Here is a 15,674-nt window from a genome sequence, read left to right as displayed (position 1 = left end):
TCACGGAAACAAATACGGCAAAGTTTAAATTTACGTAAGACCGAATGCGGACGACCGCAACGTTCACAACGTGTGTAAGCTTGTACATTATGCTTTGGCGTGCGCTTTTGTTTAGCGATCATTGATTTTTTAGCCACGTTTACGCCTCCCTTATGTTTACTTTTGGAACGGCATTCCGAATTGTGATAATAACTCACGAGCTTCTTCGTCAGAGTTCGCAGTTGTTACAATTACGATATCCATACCGCGTACTTTTGACACTTTATCATAGTCGATTTCAGGGAAGATCAATTGTTCTTTCACACCTAATGTGTAGTTACCGCGACCGTCGAATGCTTTTTTAGAAACACCGCGGAAATCACGTACACGTGGTAGAGAGATTGCAATTAATTTGTCCAAGAAGTCGTACATACGCTCACCGCGTAATGTTACTTTACAGCCGATTGGCATACCTTCACGAAGACGGAAGCCAGCTATAGATTTCTTAGCTTTAGTTACAACAGGTTTTTGACCTGTAATGATTGTTAATTCTTCAACAGCTGCATCTAGTGCTTTAGTGTTTTGAACAGCATCACCAACACCCATGTTGATTACGATTTTGTTTACTTGTGGCACTTGCATAACTGATTTGTATTCAAACTTGCTCATTAGAGCAGGAGAAACTTCCTTAAGAAATTTTTCTTTTAGGCGGTTCATGTGTGTACCTCCCTTCTTCTTTTACTTATTTATCTATTGTTTCGCCTGATTTTTTTGCAACACGAACTTTTTTGCCATCTTCCACTTTATAACTTACGCGAGTCGGCTCGCCTGATTTAGGGTCGATTAACATAACGTTCGATACGTGAATTGATGCCTCTTGGCTTACAATTCCACCTTGTGGATTTGCCTGGTTTGGTTTCATATGCTTTTTCACAAGATTCAAACCTTCAACTATTACGCGGTCTGTTTTTGGGAATGAAGCAATGATTGTACCAGTTTTGCCTTTTGCTTTACCTGAGATCACCATAACTTTGTCGCCTTTTTTAACATGCATTCTGTCGCACCTCCTTGTTTAGCACTTTCACCTTAATTAAAGAACTTCCGGAGCTAAAGATACGATTTTCATGAAGCTATTGTCACGTAATTCACGTGCAACAGGTCCGAAAATACGAGTTCCGCGCGGGCCTTTATCGTCCTTGATAATAACGCATGCGTTTTCATCAAATTTGATATAAGTTCCGTCTTTACGGCGTACACCGCTTTTAGTGCGAACGATAACGGCTTTAACGACGTCACCTTTCTTGACAACGCCACCTGGTGTTGCTTTCTTAACTGTACACACGACTACATCGCCGATGTTAGCAGTTTTACGGCCAGAACCACCAAGCACTTTAATTGTTAAAACTTCACGTGCACCTGAGTTGTCAGCAACTTTCATACGACTCTCTTGTTGGATCACTTAGGTAACCTCCTCTCGGAATATGGTCTGTTCCGAACTATATTATTTAAATTACTACCGCTTTTTCTACAACTTCCATTAGACGGAAACGTTTTGTAGCAGACAACGGACGAGTTTCCATGATACGAACTACGTCGCCTAATTTAGCTTCGTTTAGCTCATCATGCGCCTTGAACTTTTTAGAGTATTTAACACGCTTACCGTAAAGTTTATGCTTTTTATATGTTTCAATCATAACAGTTACAGTTTTGTCCATTTTGTCTGAAACAACACGGCCCGTGTATACTTTGCGTTGGTTACGCTCAGTCATGCTCGAAAACCTCCTTTATCAGTTATTTGCACTGATTTCTCTTTCACGAATCACAGTTTTCATACGCGCAATAGCTTTACGTACTTGGCTAATGCGTGCTGTGTTTTCTAATTGACCAGTCGCTAATTGGAAGCGAAGGTTAAAAAGCTCTTCTTTCAGTGATTTCACTTTTTGTTCGATTTCTGCAGTGGTAAGGTCACGGAGTTCATTAGCTTTCATTAGATTCACCACCAATTTCTTCACGTTTAATGATTTTACATTTCACAGGAAGCTTATGAGCTGCAAGTCGAAGTGCTTCGCGTGCTACCTCTTCAGTGACACCCGCGATTTCGAACATTACTTTTCCTGGTTTAACTACTGCTACCCATCCCTCAGGTGAACCTTTACCAGAACCCATTCGAACTTCTAGAGGCTTTTTAGTATAAGGTTTATGTGGGAAAATTTTAATCCAAACTTTACCGCCACGTTTCATGTAACGTGTCATCGCAATACGAGATGCTTCGATCTGACGGTTAGTAATCCAGCTAGCTTCAACAGCTTGTAAGCCGAATTCACCAAAAGTTACTTCTTTACCGCCTTTTGCTTCTCCGCGCATTTTTCCACGGTGTTCGCGACGATATTTAACGCGTTTAGGCATTAACATATTATTTGCCTCCTTCCACAGATTTCTTCTTAACTGGAAGGACTTCACCACGATAGATCCAAACTTTAACACCAAGCTTACCATAAGTTGTGTCAGCTTCAGCATGTGCATAATCAATGTCAGCACGTAAAGTATGAAGTGGTACAGTTCCTTCACTGTAGTGCTCAGCACGCGCAATATCAGCGCCGCCTAGACGTCCAGATACTTGAGTTTTAATACCTTTAGCGCCAGAACGCATTGTTCGTTGTAATGATTGTTTTTGTGCACGACGGAAAGATACACGATTTTCTAATTGACGAGCAATGTTCTCAGCAACTAATTTCGCATCTAAATCCGGACGTTTAATTTCCACAATGTTAATGTGGACACGCTTGCCAGTAGTTGCATTGAGGTTTTTACGTAGTGCTTCCACTTCCGTACCACCTTTACCAATAACCATACCTGGTTTAGCAGTGTGAATAGTAACGTTAACACGGTTTGCAGCGCGCTCGATTTCAACTTTAGAAACAGATGCTTCTTTCAAACGTGTTTCGATATATCCACGAATTTTTAAATCTTCATGAAGGAATGTCGCATAGTCTTTTTCTGCATACCATTTTGACTCCCAATCACGAATAATGCCTATACGCAATCCTATTGGATGTACTTTTTGACCCACGAATTATCCCTCCTTCTTCTCAGTTACCACGATTGTAATGTGGCTTGTGCGCTTGTTGATTGCACTTGCACGCCCCATAGCACGTGGACGGAAACGTTTTAATGTTGGACCTTCATCAACAAAAACTTCAGAAATAACTAGTTTATTCATATCTAAATCTAAGTTGTGCTCAGCATTTGCAACCGCAGATTTCAATAGTTTTTCAACTACTGGTGATGCGGCCTTTGGTGTAAGGCGCAAAATCGCAACTGCTTCACCGATTTGCTTGCCTCGGATTAAATCAACGACTAATCGTACTTTACGAGGGGCAATACGCACTGTTCTAAGAATAGCTTTAGCTTGCATTAGGATATCCTCCTCTCAATTAGCGTTTTGTTTTTTTATCGTCATTGCCGTGGCCTCTATAAGCACGTGTAGGTGCGAATTCGCCCAATTTATGTCCTACCATATCTTCAGTCACATATACAGGAACGTGTTTACGTCCATCATATACTGCGATTGTTAATCCGATAAAAGTCGGGAATATTGTTGAACGGCGAGACCAGGTTTTGATCACTTGTTTTTTCTCAGAATCCTTTTGTGCGTCAACCTTCTTCATTAGATGGTCATCAACAAAAGGTCCTTTTTTCAAGCTACGGCCCATTTTGGAACCTCCCTCAGTGATATCGCTACGGCTCTTTGTGCGAACCGCAGATGAATCACTTTATTTTTTAGCGTTACTACGACGAACGATAAATTTGTCTGACTTGTTTTTCTTTTTACGAGTTTTGTAACCAAGAGTTGGTTTACCCCACGGAGTCATTGGAGACTTACGTCCGATTGGAGATTTACCTTCACCACCACCGTGTGGATGGTCGTTCGGGTTCATTACAGATCCACGTACAGTTGGGCGTTTACCTAACCAACGATTACGACCCGCTTTACCAATGTTGATTAATTCGTGTTGTTCATTACCAACTTGACCAATTGTAGCGCGACAAGTTCCTAAGATCATACGAACCTCACCAGATTGAAGACGAATAATTACATACTTGTCTTCTTTACCTAGTACTTGAGCAGAAGTACCAGCAGAACGAACTAATTGTCCACCTTTACCTGGCTTCATTTCAATGTTATGGATTGTAGAACCCATAGGAATGTTTTGTAATGGTAATGCGTTACCCGGTTTGATATCAGCTTCAGGACCTGACATAATCATAACGCCAACTTCTAATCCTTTTGCTGCTAGGATGTAACGTTTTTCACCATCAACATAGTTGATTAATGCGATGTTTGCAGAGCGGTTTGGATCGTACTCAATAGTAGCAACGCGTCCTGGAATGCCATCTTTATTTCGTTTGAAATCGATAACACGATATTGACGCTTATGGCCGCCACCTTGATGACGAACAGTTAACTTACCTTGGTTATTACGGCCGCCTTTACGTTTGACAGGTTGAAGCAATGATTTCTCAGGCTTGTTAGTCGTGATTTCAGCGAAATCCGAAGTTGTCATGTTACGTCGACCGTTGGAGGTAGGTTTGTACTTTTTAATCGCCATGTTTATTCCCTCCTTCTTATTAGTTCAATTTGAATCCTGTATGGATTAAACCTCGAATAATTCGATGTCTTTACTTTCAGCAGTTAACTTAACAATAGCTTTACGGCGCTTGTTAGTATATCCACCAAATTTACCAACGCGTTTGAATTTACCTTTGTAGTTCATGATGTTAACTTTCTCAACATCTACTCCAAAGATTTCTTCGATTGCGTGTTTACCTTGAGTTTTGTTGGCGCGAGTGTCCACTAAGAAAGTGTACTTTTTCTCTTCCATTACTTCAGAAGAACGCTCGGTAATGACCGGACGTTTAATAATATCACGTGCTTCCATTATCCTAGCACCTCCTCGATTTTCTCTACTGCAGCTTTTGTCACAACAATTTTGTCATGTCCAAGTAAGTCAAGAACATTAATGCCTGTTGCTGATACTACTGATACTCCTGGGATGTTACGAGCAGATTTTGCTACGTTTTCATCAAGTTCAGCAATAACGAACAAAGCTTTTTTCTCGATTGAAAGGTCTTTCAACACTTTCAAGAAATCTTTTGTTTTTGGTGTGTCGAAGATTAAGCTTTCAAGAACGATGAAGTTCTGTTCTAACACTTTCGCAGAAAGAGCTGAACGAAGAGCTAAGCGACGAACCTTTTTCGGTAGTTTGTAGCTGTAGCTACGTGGAACTGGACCGAAAACAACACCACCACCACGCCATTGTGGAGAGCGAATCGAACCTTGACGAGCACGACCTGTTCCTTTTTGTTTCCATGGCTTACGTCCACCACCAGCAACTTCAGAACGGTTTTTAACTTTATGATTACCTTGACGTAGTGAAGCTCGTTGAGAGATTACTGCATCAAATAATACATTATTGTTTGGAGCGATTCCGAAAACCGCATCGTTTAATTCGATTTCACCAACAGATGAACCTGTTTGGTTAAGTAAAGATACCTTTGGCATTCCTGTTTCCTCCTTTCTCTATTTATTAGTTAGCTTTGATAGCAGTTTTTACTACTACTAATGCTTTACGAGAACCAGGAACATTACCTTTAACAAGTAGCAAGTTACGATCAGCATCAACTTTTACGATTTCTAAGTTTTGGATCGTCACCATAGTGCCACCCATTTGACCAGGTAATTTCTTTTGTTTAAATACGCGGTTCGGAGCAACTGGCCCCATTGAACCAGGACGGCGGTGGTAACGAGATCCGTGGGCCATAGGTCCGCGAGATTGGTTGTGGCGTTTAATAACACCTTGGAAACCTTTACCTTTTGTTACGCCTGAAACATCCACTATATCGCCTTCTGTGAAACTTTCAACCTTGACTTCTTGACCAACTTCGTACTCAGCTATATTCAAGCCGCGGAATTCACGGATGAAGCGCTTAGGAGTAGTGCTTGCTTTTGCTACATGTCCTTTTGCTGGTTTGTTAGAAAGCTTTTCACGCTTATCTTCAAAACCTAACTGGATTGATTCGTAGCCGTCTGTTTCAACTGATTTCTTTTGAAGCACTATGTTTGGAGAAGCTTCAATTACAGTTACAGGGATTAAGTCACCGTTCTCAGCAAATACTTGCGTCATACCGATTTTTCTACCTAAGATTCCTTTGGTCATTTGTCACACCTCCTACATTAATTGTTTGTTCATTTCTATTTGTCGTTCACCATTAAAGTTTGATTTCAATGTCAACGCCAGATGGTAAGTCAAGCTTCATTAACGCATCAACAGTTTGTGGTGTTGGGTTAACGATATCGATCAGACGTTTATGCGTACGCATTTCGAATTGTTCACGAGAATCTTTGTACTTGTGAACTGCACGAAGAATTGTGTACACAGACTTCTCAGTTGGAAGTGGAATCGGACCTGATACACTTGCACCTGAACGTTTCGCAGTTTCCACAATTTTTTCAGCAGACTGATCAAGAATTCGATGATCATACGCTTTCAAACGGATACGAATTTTTTGTTTTGCCATAATTTTCCCTCCTTTTCGCCTATTTACTAGACATTCTCAACGAAAATTTTCCAACATCCCGCCATGGCAAAGCGGCCGGGTGTGTCGGTAACCTCTCGCATCATCGCAGTCAGATTAAGACCAACTTCAATATTATACATAAATAAAAAGAATAACGCAAGTGGTTTCACGAAATTCTTTTTAATGCTTTCTTATTGTATGATGAATCCTATTTTCTTTCAAGTGATTGGCTAATAGTCCGAACATTAAGTTCTTACTTTATAACACCATAATAGCAATCCAACCGAATACTAGTAACGGAATATTGTAATGTAAGAACGTTGGAACACACGTATCCCAAATATGATTGTGTTGTCCGTCGACGTTTAATCCCGCAGTTGGACCAAGCGTACTGTCTGAAGCTGGCGAACCTGCATCACCCAGTGCTCCTGCAGTTCCTATTAAAGCAATGATTGCTAGTGTACTAAATTCAAACTCAATTGCTAACGGAACGAATATCGCTGCGATAATTGGAATCGTTGCAAATGAAGATCCAATTCCCATTGTAATAAATAAACCAATCACAAGCATAAGCATTGCTGCTAACGCTTTGTTTCCTCCTAATAGAGACGAAGCACTTCCTACAAGCGATTCAATATCTCCTGTCGATTGAATAACGGAAGCAAAACCATTTGCCGTAATCATTACAAAACCTATGAACGCCATCAAACGCATTCCATCTGTTAATAGGAGATCTGCTTCTTTCCATTTAAGAGCTCCTGTAACATATAACGTTAAGATTCCAGCGAGTGCACCCATAATCATCGACTCAGTTTGAATTTGAGCAACCAGTGCAGCAATTAGTGAGAGAACCGTAAAGAAAATGATTTTTTGATTGACGTTGGTTATGGTTGTTTCTTCTATTGTAATATCACGCGTATACTCTCTTGGTTTTCTATAAGATATGAAGACAGCAATTAAAAGACCAATAACAAGACCAGCAGTTGGAATCAACATCGCATAAGGAATATCTTTCATGTCGATTGCAAGGCCAGCAGCTTCCATCTGTGTTGCAACAATTTCGTGGAAGATGAAACCAAAGCCATAAGGTAATAAAATATATGGAGCCGTCAAACCAAATGTTAATACAGAGGCAATAAGACGACGATCCAACTTAAGTAAATTCATCACATGAATGATTGGTGGTACGAGTAATGGAATAAAGGCAATGTGAATCGGAATTAGATTTTGGGAAAATACAGCCATTAGTAATAACGATAAAATGATGAGCGTTTTTGCCAATCCTGTTTTTTCTGTTTCTCCATCCTTTTTAATCAGTTTAAGTATGCTTGACACTAGAAGTTCTGGGATACCGGTTTTTGAAATCGCCACTGCGAATCCTCCGAGTAAAGCATAACTCAAGGCGATTGAAGCACCGCCTCCTAAGCCATCTGTAAAAGCTGTGATGGTATCGGTCAATGACAACCCGCCAACTACCCCACCCGTGATTGCTCCAATCAGTAAAGCAAATACCACGTTAACACGTAGTAAGCTAAGTACCAACATTACTACAACTGCAATTATTACAGCGTTCATATATATCTATCTCCTTTAGTTTGCTAATACGTTAAAGTACACAACTTAAATTAACAAATCACTAAATCGATGTCAATAGGTTTGACTAAAGCACGAAAAGTCTGAAAAATATACCTACTGGTGAACGTATAATACTTTTTCTAGTGGTTGATTTCCTTTGCGTGAATCTATACTACTTCTATTGACAGCAATTCTTTCCTTAACACTAGGAATCTTTGATATTAAAGGATATATGAACAGGTTTCCAGTACGCTTCGGATGCTTAACCGACCGCACAGTAATCTAGAGAATAAACAGGATGGGCTTTTCTTTCAAACGGAAGCGCAACGAAAACAAAACTATTCAAATCGACTTATATTGGAGCAATAACGCTAACCTCCATTACTCTTTTCGTAGCAATCTTAGCACCATTTAAGTTTCAATAAGTTAACTTGGGCATGAGACGTGTTTGAGCGATAAATCTTCAGATTGAGCGATAAATTCTCAAAATGAGCGATAAATCTCCAGATTGAGCGATAAACCTCTCATTATGAGTGATAAAATTTTCACAATCGAAAGTGACACTAAATATGCGTCTCATTAAGCAAGTTAACTAACTGTGAGTGGAATAGATTGGATTTATTAAAATGAGAAGTACACCATTCCCTGGAAAGAGATACCTAAAAAGAGTTTCCAGTCCGCTTCAGAAGTAGGCTTTTCCTTCTTCAAAAGCCTTGATGGTAAATCTCTTATGCAATAAAAATACCCTTCGCTTTGCCGGCGAAGGGTATTAATCATTAAAATGAACTTGCCACAACTATGCAGTTGCAGTTTTACGACAGGCATCCAATTTGCTGATGTCATAATTGCCTCCGCTAACAATAATCCCCGTACTAGTGGATGTGCTCGGGAGGTGATGATGAAGAGCAACTGCCACTGCAGCGGCTCCTGCACCTTCAACTAGCATTTTTTCCCGTTCTAACATAAAGAGTATAGATGAGGCGATTTCCTCTTCCGTCACCGTAATCACGTCATCCACATAAGCTTGTATGATCTTTGTCGTTAGCTTACCTGGCACTCTTACATTGATGCCTTCTGCCATTGTTGATAAGAACATATTCGAAACATAATTGGTGTCATGGAAAATTGATGCAATCGGAGAAGTCACTTGAGCCTGAACTCCAATGACCCTCACAGAAGGCCGGATTAATTTAACCGCAAGTGCCGTCCCCGCAAGCAAGCCTCCCCCTCCTGTCGGAACAATAATGGTATCGAGGTCTGGACATTGCTGCAACATTTCCATCGCTACCGTTGCTTGGCCTTCAATAATTGCCAAGTCATCAAAAGGATGGACGAAAGTTGCACCAGTTAATAGTTGTTGTTTTTTTGAAGCTGCATAGGCTTCATCAAAATTATTCCCAACAAGACGAACGTCTGCCCCATACTGGCGTGTTGCCATCACTTTTGCTTGGGGTGTCGTTTCAGGCATAAAGATAGTTACTGGTATGCCTTTTTCTCTACACGCGAGTGCCACGCCTTGCGCGTGATTTCCCGCCGAAGCAGCAATGATTCCTTTTGCGCATTCCTCATCTGATAATTGACTAATTTTATTGAACGCTCCACGGACTTTGAAAGAACCTGTTTTCTGTAGATTTTCAAGTTTCAAATACACTTTACTGCCCGTGATGCTGTTCAATGTGCTTGATTGTTTACATGGCGTTCGGTGGACAATCGTTGTTAGTTTTTCAAAAGCGTTGTATATTCCTTCGGTTCCGTAGTAATCCCCAATATATCCATCTCCTATTAATGTTATTTACAGTTGGTGTGTTTTTTGCTCGTAGTCCGTGATATACGCATCGTACTTGAACGTTAATGCGATTTCATCCCAACCATTTAGAAGCATATCTTTCCAGTAAGGATCGATTGTAAATTCATAGCGTGTACCATCTTGTCCTGCCACTGTCTGCTCTTCCAAGTTTATGACCAACTTATAGTCCTGAGCTTTTCCTTTGCTAATAAGTTCATCCACTTGGAATCCTTGCAGTCTAATCGGCAGAATGCCATTCTTTACACAATTATTATAAAAAATATCTGCAAAGCTTGGTGCAATGACTACATTAAATCCGTAATCTTGAATCGCCCAAGGTGCATGTTCGCGTGAGGAGCCGCAACCGAAATTTTCCTGAGCCACTAAAATCTCTGACCCTTTATACCTTGAATCATTGAGAACAAAGTCTTCTACAAGTCTTCCATCCGAATGGAAGCGCCAATGGTGGAATAAATACTTGCCAAAACCGGTACGTTCGATGCGCTTTAAAAATTCCTTTGAAATGATTTGATCTGTGTCTACATTTTTTCGGTCAAGTGGTGTCATGATGCTTACAATTTTATTAATTGGCTTCATTTGTATGCCCCCCTCATTGGTCTAATTCATGATGATGGCACTACTTCACGTATATACGATCGAATATCTGTGAAATGTCCTTCTATGGCCGCAGCTGCCGCCATAACGGGACTAACAAGATGTGTCATTGAACCCGCTCCTTGGCGCCCTTCAAAGTTTCTGTTGGAAGTGGAAGCGCAGCGTTGACCTGCAGGAACCGCATCATCATTCATGGCAAGGCACATACTGCAACCCGTTTCACGCCATTCAAATCCAGCTGCAAGAAATATTTTATCTAAGCCTTCCTCTTCCGCTGCTCGTTTTACAGATGCGGAACCTGGAACAACAATAGCTGTTACAGAAGGATGTACTTGTTTACCTTCCACGACCTTACTTGCTTCCTGCAAGTCTCCTAACCGAGCATTGGTACATGAACCGATAAAGACATGTTGAATTGCTATGGAAGACATCGGCGTACCTTCTTCAAGATTCATATAGGCAAGTGCTTGATGCAATGCTTCACGATCTGCATGGCTTTCAAAATCAGTTGCAAAAGGTACATGTCCGCCAATACCAGTGCCCATTGAAGGATTGGTACCCCATGTGACGAATGGGGATATTTCATCACAATGAATGTTCAACGATACATCGTATGTTGCGGCCGAATCGCTTGCAAGTGATAACCAATACGCTGCTTCTTTATCAAAATCAGCACCTTGTGGAACATGTCTTCGTCCTCTTAAGTACTCAATTGTTTTTTCATCCGGACTAATTAGCCCCGCGCGAGCCCCAGCCTCAATAGACATATTACAAATCGTCATTCGTTGTTCCATCGTTAAGTTGCGGATGGCTTCTCCCGTGTACTCCACAATGTGACCTGTTCCCATATCAATTCCGAACTTAGCAATAATCGCCAGAATTACATCCTTTGCCGTTACACCGAAACCAAGTTGCCCATCAATGCGTATCTCCATCGTCTTGGGTTTAGATTGCCAAAGGGTTTGAGTGGATAGCACATGCTCCACTTCACTCGTCCCGATACCGAATGCTAATGCGCCAAATGCCCCGTGAGTGGACGTATGGCTGTCCCCACAGACGATGGTTTTACCTGGTTGAGTCAATCCAAGCTCAGGTCCGATCACATGAACAATTCCTTGATCTGGATGGTTAATTCCTGCAAGGGGTATGCCGAACTCTTCGCAATTCTCCTGCAGGGTATTAATCTGTTTAAGGGCAATCGGATCTTTAATGGTTTCACGGTTTCTCGTTGGCACGTTATGATCCATTGTCGCAAAGCACAAATCTGGTCGGCGAACCTTCCGGCTATTGAGACGTAAGCCTTCAAACGCTTGGGGAGAAGTAACTTCGTGCAATAAATGAAGATCAATATATAGGAGATCTGGCTTTCCCTGTTCTTCGTAAACAATATGTTGTTCCCATATTTTCTCAATAATCGTTCTTTGCATGAGTTCTCCTCCATTCACCTAAACATAGGAATACATAATGTGTTCAGATACAAATTCTCTCTCAAGTTCTTCAATTACTTTAGTGACGAAAGCTTCAGTAGAAACAACTCGTTTTCCACCTGTAGACAAGTCACCCGTACAATATCCATCGCTTAACACGCTTAATACAGCTTCTTCAATTGCCATTGCTTCCGAGTGTAGACCAAAAGAATGTTTCAACATCATCGCTGCAGACAAAATCGCTCCTGAAGGATTCGCTTTGTTGTGTCCAGCAATATCTGGTGCAGAACCGTGTACAGGCTCATACATTCCGAATCCATCAGAGCGGATGCTAGCAGAAGGCAACATGCCGAGTGACCCCGTGATCACGGACGCTTCATCGCTCAAAATATCTCCAAACATATTTTCAGTAACGATTACGTCAAATGTACGTGGATTGGTAATCAGCTTCATAGCTGCAGAATCAACAAGCATATGCTCCACTTCGATATCTGGATAGGCTTGCTTGCGTTCTTCCACAACTTCACGCCATAACTTGCTCGTTTCAAGCACATTGGCTTTGTCGATAGACGTTACTTTCCCTCTTCGTGTACGAGCGATTTCAAACGCCTGATTAACTACGCGCTCAATTTCTTCTCTTGTATAGACCAACGTATCAACTGCCGACTTATCAGAACGCCGTTTTGGTTCACCGAAATACAAGCCACTCGTTAATTCCCGTACAATCACCATGTCTACATCTCTGGCTACTTCTTCTTTTAAAGGCGATGAGCTTAAAAGTGAAGGAATCGCTTTAACTGGACGAATATTTGCGAACAAATCAAAATGCTTACGGATGTTCAACAATCCTTTTTCAGGGCGTAAATGAGAAGGTTGTTGATCCCATTTAGACCCGCCGACCGCACCTAAGAGGATTGCGTCACTCGCTTCACAAACCTCAAGTGTTTCTTGAGGAAGCGGATTACCATAGTTATCTACCGCTTCACCCCCGATTGCCGCGTGCTTTAAATGGAAAGTATGACCATAACGCATGGCAATCGTTTGTAGCACCTTAACTGCCGCTCTAGTAACTTCTGGTCCGATCCCGTCTCCAGGTAATACCGCTATCGTTTTTTCCATTTTAAATTCCTCCTGTTCCTATTTTTCACCCAGCCACTACTTCTACTTTTTGTCCTATTTTTACTAGCTGGCGATTGACTGCGTTTAAGTAGGCTTTTGCCGAAGCTTCTAGTACATCTTGTGCGACATCACGCCCGGTAACCGACTCTCCGTTATAACTTAAATTGATAACTGCTTCACCTAATGCATCGCGCCCTTTACCGATGGAAGTTACTCGATAATCCAAAATATGAACTTTACCTTTTACGATTCGTTCCAATGTGTTGAATATTGCTTCAACTGAGCCTGCTCCAATGGCGGCTTCAGTAATTAATTCACCAGTAGGTTGATACGCAGATACTGTCGCTGTAGGAATATTCTGCGTACTGTACTGCACTTGCACACTTGCCAATTCATAGACAGGTGTATTGTTGTCGTTAATTTGTTGATCTGTCAGTAAGATGAATAGATCGTCTTGCACGATTTCTTTTTTGCTATCTGCCAGCTTTTTAAATTCGGCAAATGCTTTATTCAATTTCTCATCACTCAACTCAAAGCCCATTTTAATGGCACGATCTTTGAAAGCATGTCTACCAGAATGTTTACCAAGCACTAAATCTGTACTCGCATCTCCGATCAATGCCGGAGTGATAATTTCATAAGTCAATGGATTCTTCAGCATGCCATCTTGATGAATACCAGATTCATGAGCAAATGCGTTTTTACCGACTATCGCTTTGTTAGACTGAATAAAACTACCAGTCAACTGGCTAACCAACTGACTCGTACGCTTAATCTCATGAAGATTCACAGAAGTATTAATGCCGTATAGTTGTTTGCGGATATGCAAAGCGACAACAATTTCTTCCAACGCAACGTTTCCTGCACGTTCTCCGATGCCGTTTATTGTACCTTCTACTTGATCTGCACCATTTTCTATGGCTGCCAATGTATTGGCAGTTGCCATCCCCAAATCATCATGACAATGAGCAGACAATTTCACTTTTTCGATACCCTGTACATGTTCTTTTATATATTTGAACATCGCCCCATACTCACTTGGTGTTGCATAGCCCACCGTATCTGGCAGATTAATCGTTGTCGCACCCGCTTGAATCACTTTTTGAATAATATAAGCCAAAAATTCCGGATCAGAACGAGACGCATCTTCCGCTGACCACTGGACAAGAGGAAAGAACTGGCGAGCATATTTGACTGAATCTACCGCGAATTCTACCACTTGTTCAGGTGTTTTCAACAGTTTGTGTTCCATATGAATAGGTGAAGTAGCCAAGAAAATATGGATATGAGGCTGCTCCGCTCCTTTCAACGCTTCCCATGCTCTATCAATATCACTTTTCACTGATCGAGCAAGTCCTGTCACGATTGAATTTTTTACTGTACCAGCAATTCGCTGCACCGCTTCGAAATCACCGGTTGAAGCAGCTGGAAACCCAGCCTCGATAATCGTTGCACCAAAACGTTCAAGCTGACGAGCAATTTCAATTTTCTCTGCAGTATTTAAGTTAATCCCTGCCGACTGTTCTCCATCTCTTAGCGTCGTATCAAAAATATCAATTTCTCGCACTTGCGACCACCTCTTTTACTTTAGGTTTCCCTTCGTTAATAAATGGCATCATTGAGCGAAGTTCACGTCCCACAACTTCAATTTGGTGAGCTTCTTCTGCTTTCTCAATTGCGCTAAATTCGGGACGATTCAATTGATTTTCAAGCAACCATCCTTTTGCAAATTTCCCTGTTTGAATATCGCTGAGAATATCTTTCATGCGGGCTTTTGTACCTTCATCAACAACTCGTGGTCCCGAAACAAAGTCCCCCCACTGCGCAGTATCTGAAATGGATGAACGCATTCCTGACATTCCACCTTCATACATCAAATCTACAATTAATTTTAATTCGTGCATGCATTCAAAGTAAGCAAGTTCCGGCTGATATCCTGCTTCCACAAGCGTTTCAAAACCTGCCTTCACAAGAGAAGTTAACCCACCGCACAATACGGCTTGTTCTCCGAATAAATCGGTTTCCGTTTCTTCTTTAAACGTTGTTTCCAAAACTCCAGCACGAGTGCTACCAATTCCTTTTGCATAAGCAAGTGCTACTTCTTGTGCTTGACCGGAAACATCTTGGTGAATCGCGATTAGAGCAGGAACTCCGGCTCCAGCTTCAAATGTCCGACGAACAAGATGTCCGGGTCCTTTTGGTGCTACTAAAAATACATCGACATGTTCAGGAGCCACAATCTGGTTGAAGTGAACGTTAAACCCGTGGGCAAAAACTAGCGATTTCCCAGCTGAAAGCCCTGGTTTGATATCATCGTTATAAACTTGTGTCTGACGTTCATCTGGAACGAGCATCATGATGACATCTGCCATCTTCGCCGCTTCCGCCGCTGATGTAACATGCAAGCCATCTACTTTAGCTTGATCAAAAGATTTTCCAGGTCGTACGCCTACTACCACATTAAATCCTGAATCATTTAGATTTTGTGCATGTGCATGACCTTGAGATCCATAACCGATGATTGCGATTGTTTGACCTTTCAATACCTGTTCGTTTACGTCTTGGTTATAATACATTTTTGCCATTTTAATTCC

At 41.4% G+C, this 15,674-nt stretch carries 22 protein-coding genes; all 22 read right to left on the bottom strand.

Going from position 1 to position 15,674, the window contains the following annotated elements; genetic code table 11:
- Positions 1 to 137 (bottom strand): type Z 30S ribosomal protein S14 (locus tag AC3EA5_RS02540; RefSeq protein ID WP_488606956.1); only part of this gene is annotated, 137 nt, incomplete at its 3' end.
- A gap of 19 nt (positions 138 to 156) precedes the next feature.
- The gene (gene rplE / locus AC3EA5_RS02535; RefSeq protein ID WP_108586011.1) at positions 157 to 696 is read right to left on the bottom strand and encodes a 50S ribosomal protein L5; all 540 of its coding nucleotides are present in this window, start codon (positions 694 to 696) and stop codon (positions 157 to 159) included.
- A 25-nt stretch (positions 697 to 721) separates the two neighbouring features.
- Positions 722 to 1,033 carry a 50S ribosomal protein L24 gene (gene rplX, locus AC3EA5_RS02530; protein WP_488606950.1) on the bottom strand — a complete coding sequence of 104 codons (312 nt, stop codon included), beginning with the start codon at positions 1,031 to 1,033 and terminating at the stop codon, positions 722 to 724.
- A 36-nt stretch (positions 1,034 to 1,069) separates the two neighbouring features.
- The gene (rplN, locus tag AC3EA5_RS02525; RefSeq protein ID WP_024536511.1) at positions 1,070 to 1,438 is read right to left on the bottom strand and encodes a 50S ribosomal protein L14; all 369 of its coding nucleotides are present in this window, start codon (positions 1,436 to 1,438) and stop codon (positions 1,070 to 1,072) included.
- 46 nt (positions 1,439 to 1,484) lie between these two features.
- Entirely contained in the window at positions 1,485 to 1,748 is a 264-nt protein-coding gene (rpsQ, locus tag AC3EA5_RS02520; protein ID WP_377733155.1) for a 30S ribosomal protein S17, read from the bottom strand.
- A gap of 18 nt (positions 1,749 to 1,766) precedes the next feature.
- Positions 1,767 to 1,967, bottom strand: coding sequence for a 50S ribosomal protein L29 (gene rpmC, locus AC3EA5_RS02515; RefSeq protein ID WP_016429890.1), 201 nt, complete (start codon positions 1,965 to 1,967; stop codon positions 1,767 to 1,769).
- Complete coding sequence (rplP, locus tag AC3EA5_RS02510) at positions 1,957 to 2,391, bottom strand: 50S ribosomal protein L16 (protein ID WP_377733154.1); 435 nt, start codon at positions 2,389 to 2,391, stop codon at positions 1,957 to 1,959. The genes rpmC and rplP overlap by 11 nt, the downstream gene beginning before the upstream one ends.
- A 1-nt stretch (position 2,392) precedes the next feature.
- Positions 2,393 to 3,049: a 30S ribosomal protein S3 gene (gene rpsC, locus AC3EA5_RS02505; protein WP_024536508.1), complete on the bottom strand. Its 657-nt coding sequence runs from the start codon at positions 3,047 to 3,049 to the stop codon at positions 2,393 to 2,395.
- 3 nt (positions 3,050 to 3,052) lie between these two features.
- Complete coding sequence (gene rplV / locus AC3EA5_RS02500) at positions 3,053 to 3,394, bottom strand: 50S ribosomal protein L22 (RefSeq protein ID WP_377733153.1); 342 nt, start codon at positions 3,392 to 3,394, stop codon at positions 3,053 to 3,055.
- A 19-nt stretch (positions 3,395 to 3,413) separates the two neighbouring features.
- Positions 3,414 to 3,692, bottom strand: coding sequence for a 30S ribosomal protein S19 (rpsS, locus tag AC3EA5_RS02495; RefSeq protein WP_017381516.1), 279 nt, complete (start codon positions 3,690 to 3,692; stop codon positions 3,414 to 3,416).
- A gap of 60 nt (positions 3,693 to 3,752) precedes the next feature.
- Complete coding sequence (gene rplB / locus AC3EA5_RS02490; protein ID WP_488606949.1) at positions 3,753 to 4,589, bottom strand: 50S ribosomal protein L2; 837 nt, start codon at positions 4,587 to 4,589, stop codon at positions 3,753 to 3,755.
- Positions 4,590 to 4,634: 45 nt separating this feature from the next.
- Complete coding sequence (rplW, locus tag AC3EA5_RS02485; protein WP_488606948.1) at positions 4,635 to 4,919, bottom strand: 50S ribosomal protein L23; 285 nt, start codon at positions 4,917 to 4,919, stop codon at positions 4,635 to 4,637.
- Entirely contained in the window at positions 4,919 to 5,542 is a 624-nt protein-coding gene (gene rplD / locus AC3EA5_RS02480) for a 50S ribosomal protein L4 (RefSeq protein ID WP_377733151.1), read from the bottom strand. The genes rplW and rplD overlap by 1 nt, the downstream gene beginning before the upstream one ends.
- Positions 5,543 to 5,567: 25 nt before the next feature.
- Positions 5,568 to 6,197: a 50S ribosomal protein L3 gene (gene rplC / locus AC3EA5_RS02475; RefSeq protein WP_024536504.1), complete on the bottom strand. Its 630-nt coding sequence runs from the start codon at positions 6,195 to 6,197 to the stop codon at positions 5,568 to 5,570.
- Positions 6,198 to 6,249: 52 nt separating this feature from the next.
- On the bottom strand, positions 6,250 to 6,558 hold the full coding sequence (rpsJ, locus tag AC3EA5_RS02470; protein WP_004233624.1) for a 30S ribosomal protein S10: 309 nt from the start codon (positions 6,556 to 6,558) through the stop codon (positions 6,250 to 6,252).
- A gap of 258 nt (positions 6,559 to 6,816) precedes the next feature.
- The gene (locus AC3EA5_RS02465; protein WP_488606947.1) at positions 6,817 to 8,133 is read right to left on the bottom strand and encodes a Na+/H+ antiporter family protein; all 1,317 of its coding nucleotides are present in this window, start codon (positions 8,131 to 8,133) and stop codon (positions 6,817 to 6,819) included.
- A 796-nt stretch (positions 8,134 to 8,929) separates the two neighbouring features.
- Positions 8,930 to 9,844, bottom strand: coding sequence for a threonine ammonia-lyase (locus tag AC3EA5_RS02460; protein ID WP_488606955.1), 915 nt, complete (start codon positions 9,842 to 9,844; stop codon positions 8,930 to 8,932).
- Between the two features lie 81 nt (positions 9,845 to 9,925).
- Complete coding sequence (gene leuD, locus AC3EA5_RS02455) at positions 9,926 to 10,516, bottom strand: 3-isopropylmalate dehydratase small subunit (protein WP_488606946.1); 591 nt, start codon at positions 10,514 to 10,516, stop codon at positions 9,926 to 9,928.
- Positions 10,517 to 10,542: 26 nt separating this feature from the next.
- Positions 10,543 to 11,961 carry a 3-isopropylmalate dehydratase large subunit gene (leuC, locus tag AC3EA5_RS02450; protein WP_488606945.1) on the bottom strand — a complete coding sequence of 473 codons (1,419 nt, stop codon included), beginning with the start codon at positions 11,959 to 11,961 and terminating at the stop codon, positions 10,543 to 10,545.
- Between the two features lie 18 nt (positions 11,962 to 11,979).
- A complete protein-coding gene (gene leuB, locus AC3EA5_RS02445) occupies positions 11,980 to 13,080 on the bottom strand; it encodes a 3-isopropylmalate dehydrogenase (protein WP_488606944.1) in 1,101 nt (366 codons plus the stop codon).
- 25 nt (positions 13,081 to 13,105) lie between these two features.
- Positions 13,106 to 14,647, bottom strand: a complete 1,542-nt coding sequence (locus tag AC3EA5_RS02440; protein WP_488606943.1) for a 2-isopropylmalate synthase — start codon at positions 14,645 to 14,647, stop codon at positions 13,106 to 13,108.
- Complete coding sequence (gene ilvC, locus AC3EA5_RS02435; RefSeq protein WP_488606942.1) at positions 14,634 to 15,665, bottom strand: ketol-acid reductoisomerase; 1,032 nt, start codon at positions 15,663 to 15,665, stop codon at positions 14,634 to 14,636. Before ilvC ends, AC3EA5_RS02440 begins: the two co-directional genes overlap by 14 nt.
- Positions 15,666 to 15,674: the final 9 nt, after the last annotated feature.

It is taken from the genome of Paenisporosarcina sp. (assembly GCF_057785155.1).
This window is presented reverse-complemented; position numbering and strand designations above follow the sequence as displayed.

Bases quoted from the DNA above. Each gene is read 5' to 3' on its own strand.
- rplP (WP_377733154.1), bottom strand. From the start codon at position 2,391: ATGTTAATGCCTAAACGCGTTAAATATCGTCGCGAACACCGTGGAAAA.
- rplW (WP_488606948.1), bottom strand. From the start codon at position 4,919: ATGGAAGCACGTGATATTATTAAACGTCCGGTCATTACCGAGCGTTCT.
- rpsQ (WP_377733155.1), bottom strand. From the start codon at position 1,748: ATGACTGAGCGTAACCAACGCAAAGTATACACGGGCCGTGTTGTTTCA.
- rpmC (WP_016429890.1), bottom strand. From the start codon at position 1,967: ATGAAAGCTAATGAACTCCGTGACCTTACCACTGCAGAAATCGAACAA.
- ilvC (WP_488606942.1), bottom strand. From the start codon at position 15,665: ATGGCAAAAATGTATTATAACCAAGACGTAAACGAACAGGTATTGAAA.
- rpsJ (WP_004233624.1), bottom strand. From the start codon at position 6,558: ATGGCAAAACAAAAAATTCGTATCCGTTTGAAAGCGTATGATCATCGA.
- rplC (WP_024536504.1), bottom strand. From the start codon at position 6,197: ATGACCAAAGGAATCTTAGGTAGAAAAATCGGTATGACGCAAGTATTT.
- AC3EA5_RS02465 (WP_488606947.1), bottom strand. From the start codon at position 8,133: ATGAACGCTGTAATAATTGCAGTTGTAGTAATGTTGGTACTTAGCTTA.
- leuC (WP_488606945.1), bottom strand. From the start codon at position 11,961: ATGCAAAGAACGATTATTGAGAAAATATGGGAACAACATATTGTTTAC.
- rplV (WP_377733153.1), bottom strand. From the start codon at position 3,394: ATGCAAGCTAAAGCTATTCTTAGAACAGTGCGTATTGCCCCTCGTAAA.
- rplX (WP_488606950.1), bottom strand. From the start codon at position 1,033: ATGCATGTTAAAAAAGGCGACAAAGTTATGGTGATCTCAGGTAAAGCA.
- leuB (WP_488606944.1), bottom strand. From the start codon at position 13,080: ATGGAAAAAACGATAGCGGTATTACCTGGAGACGGGATCGGACCAGAA.
- rpsS (WP_017381516.1), bottom strand. From the start codon at position 3,692: ATGGGCCGTAGCTTGAAAAAAGGACCTTTTGTTGATGACCATCTAATG.
- rplB (WP_488606949.1), bottom strand. From the start codon at position 4,589: ATGGCGATTAAAAAGTACAAACCTACCTCCAACGGTCGACGTAACATG.
- leuD (WP_488606946.1), bottom strand. From the start codon at position 10,516: ATGAAGCCAATTAATAAAATTGTAAGCATCATGACACCACTTGACCGA.
- rplE (WP_108586011.1), bottom strand. From the start codon at position 696: ATGAACCGCCTAAAAGAAAAATTTCTTAAGGAAGTTTCTCCTGCTCTA.
- rplD (WP_377733151.1), bottom strand. From the start codon at position 5,542: ATGCCAAAGGTATCTTTACTTAACCAAACAGGTTCATCTGTTGGTGAA.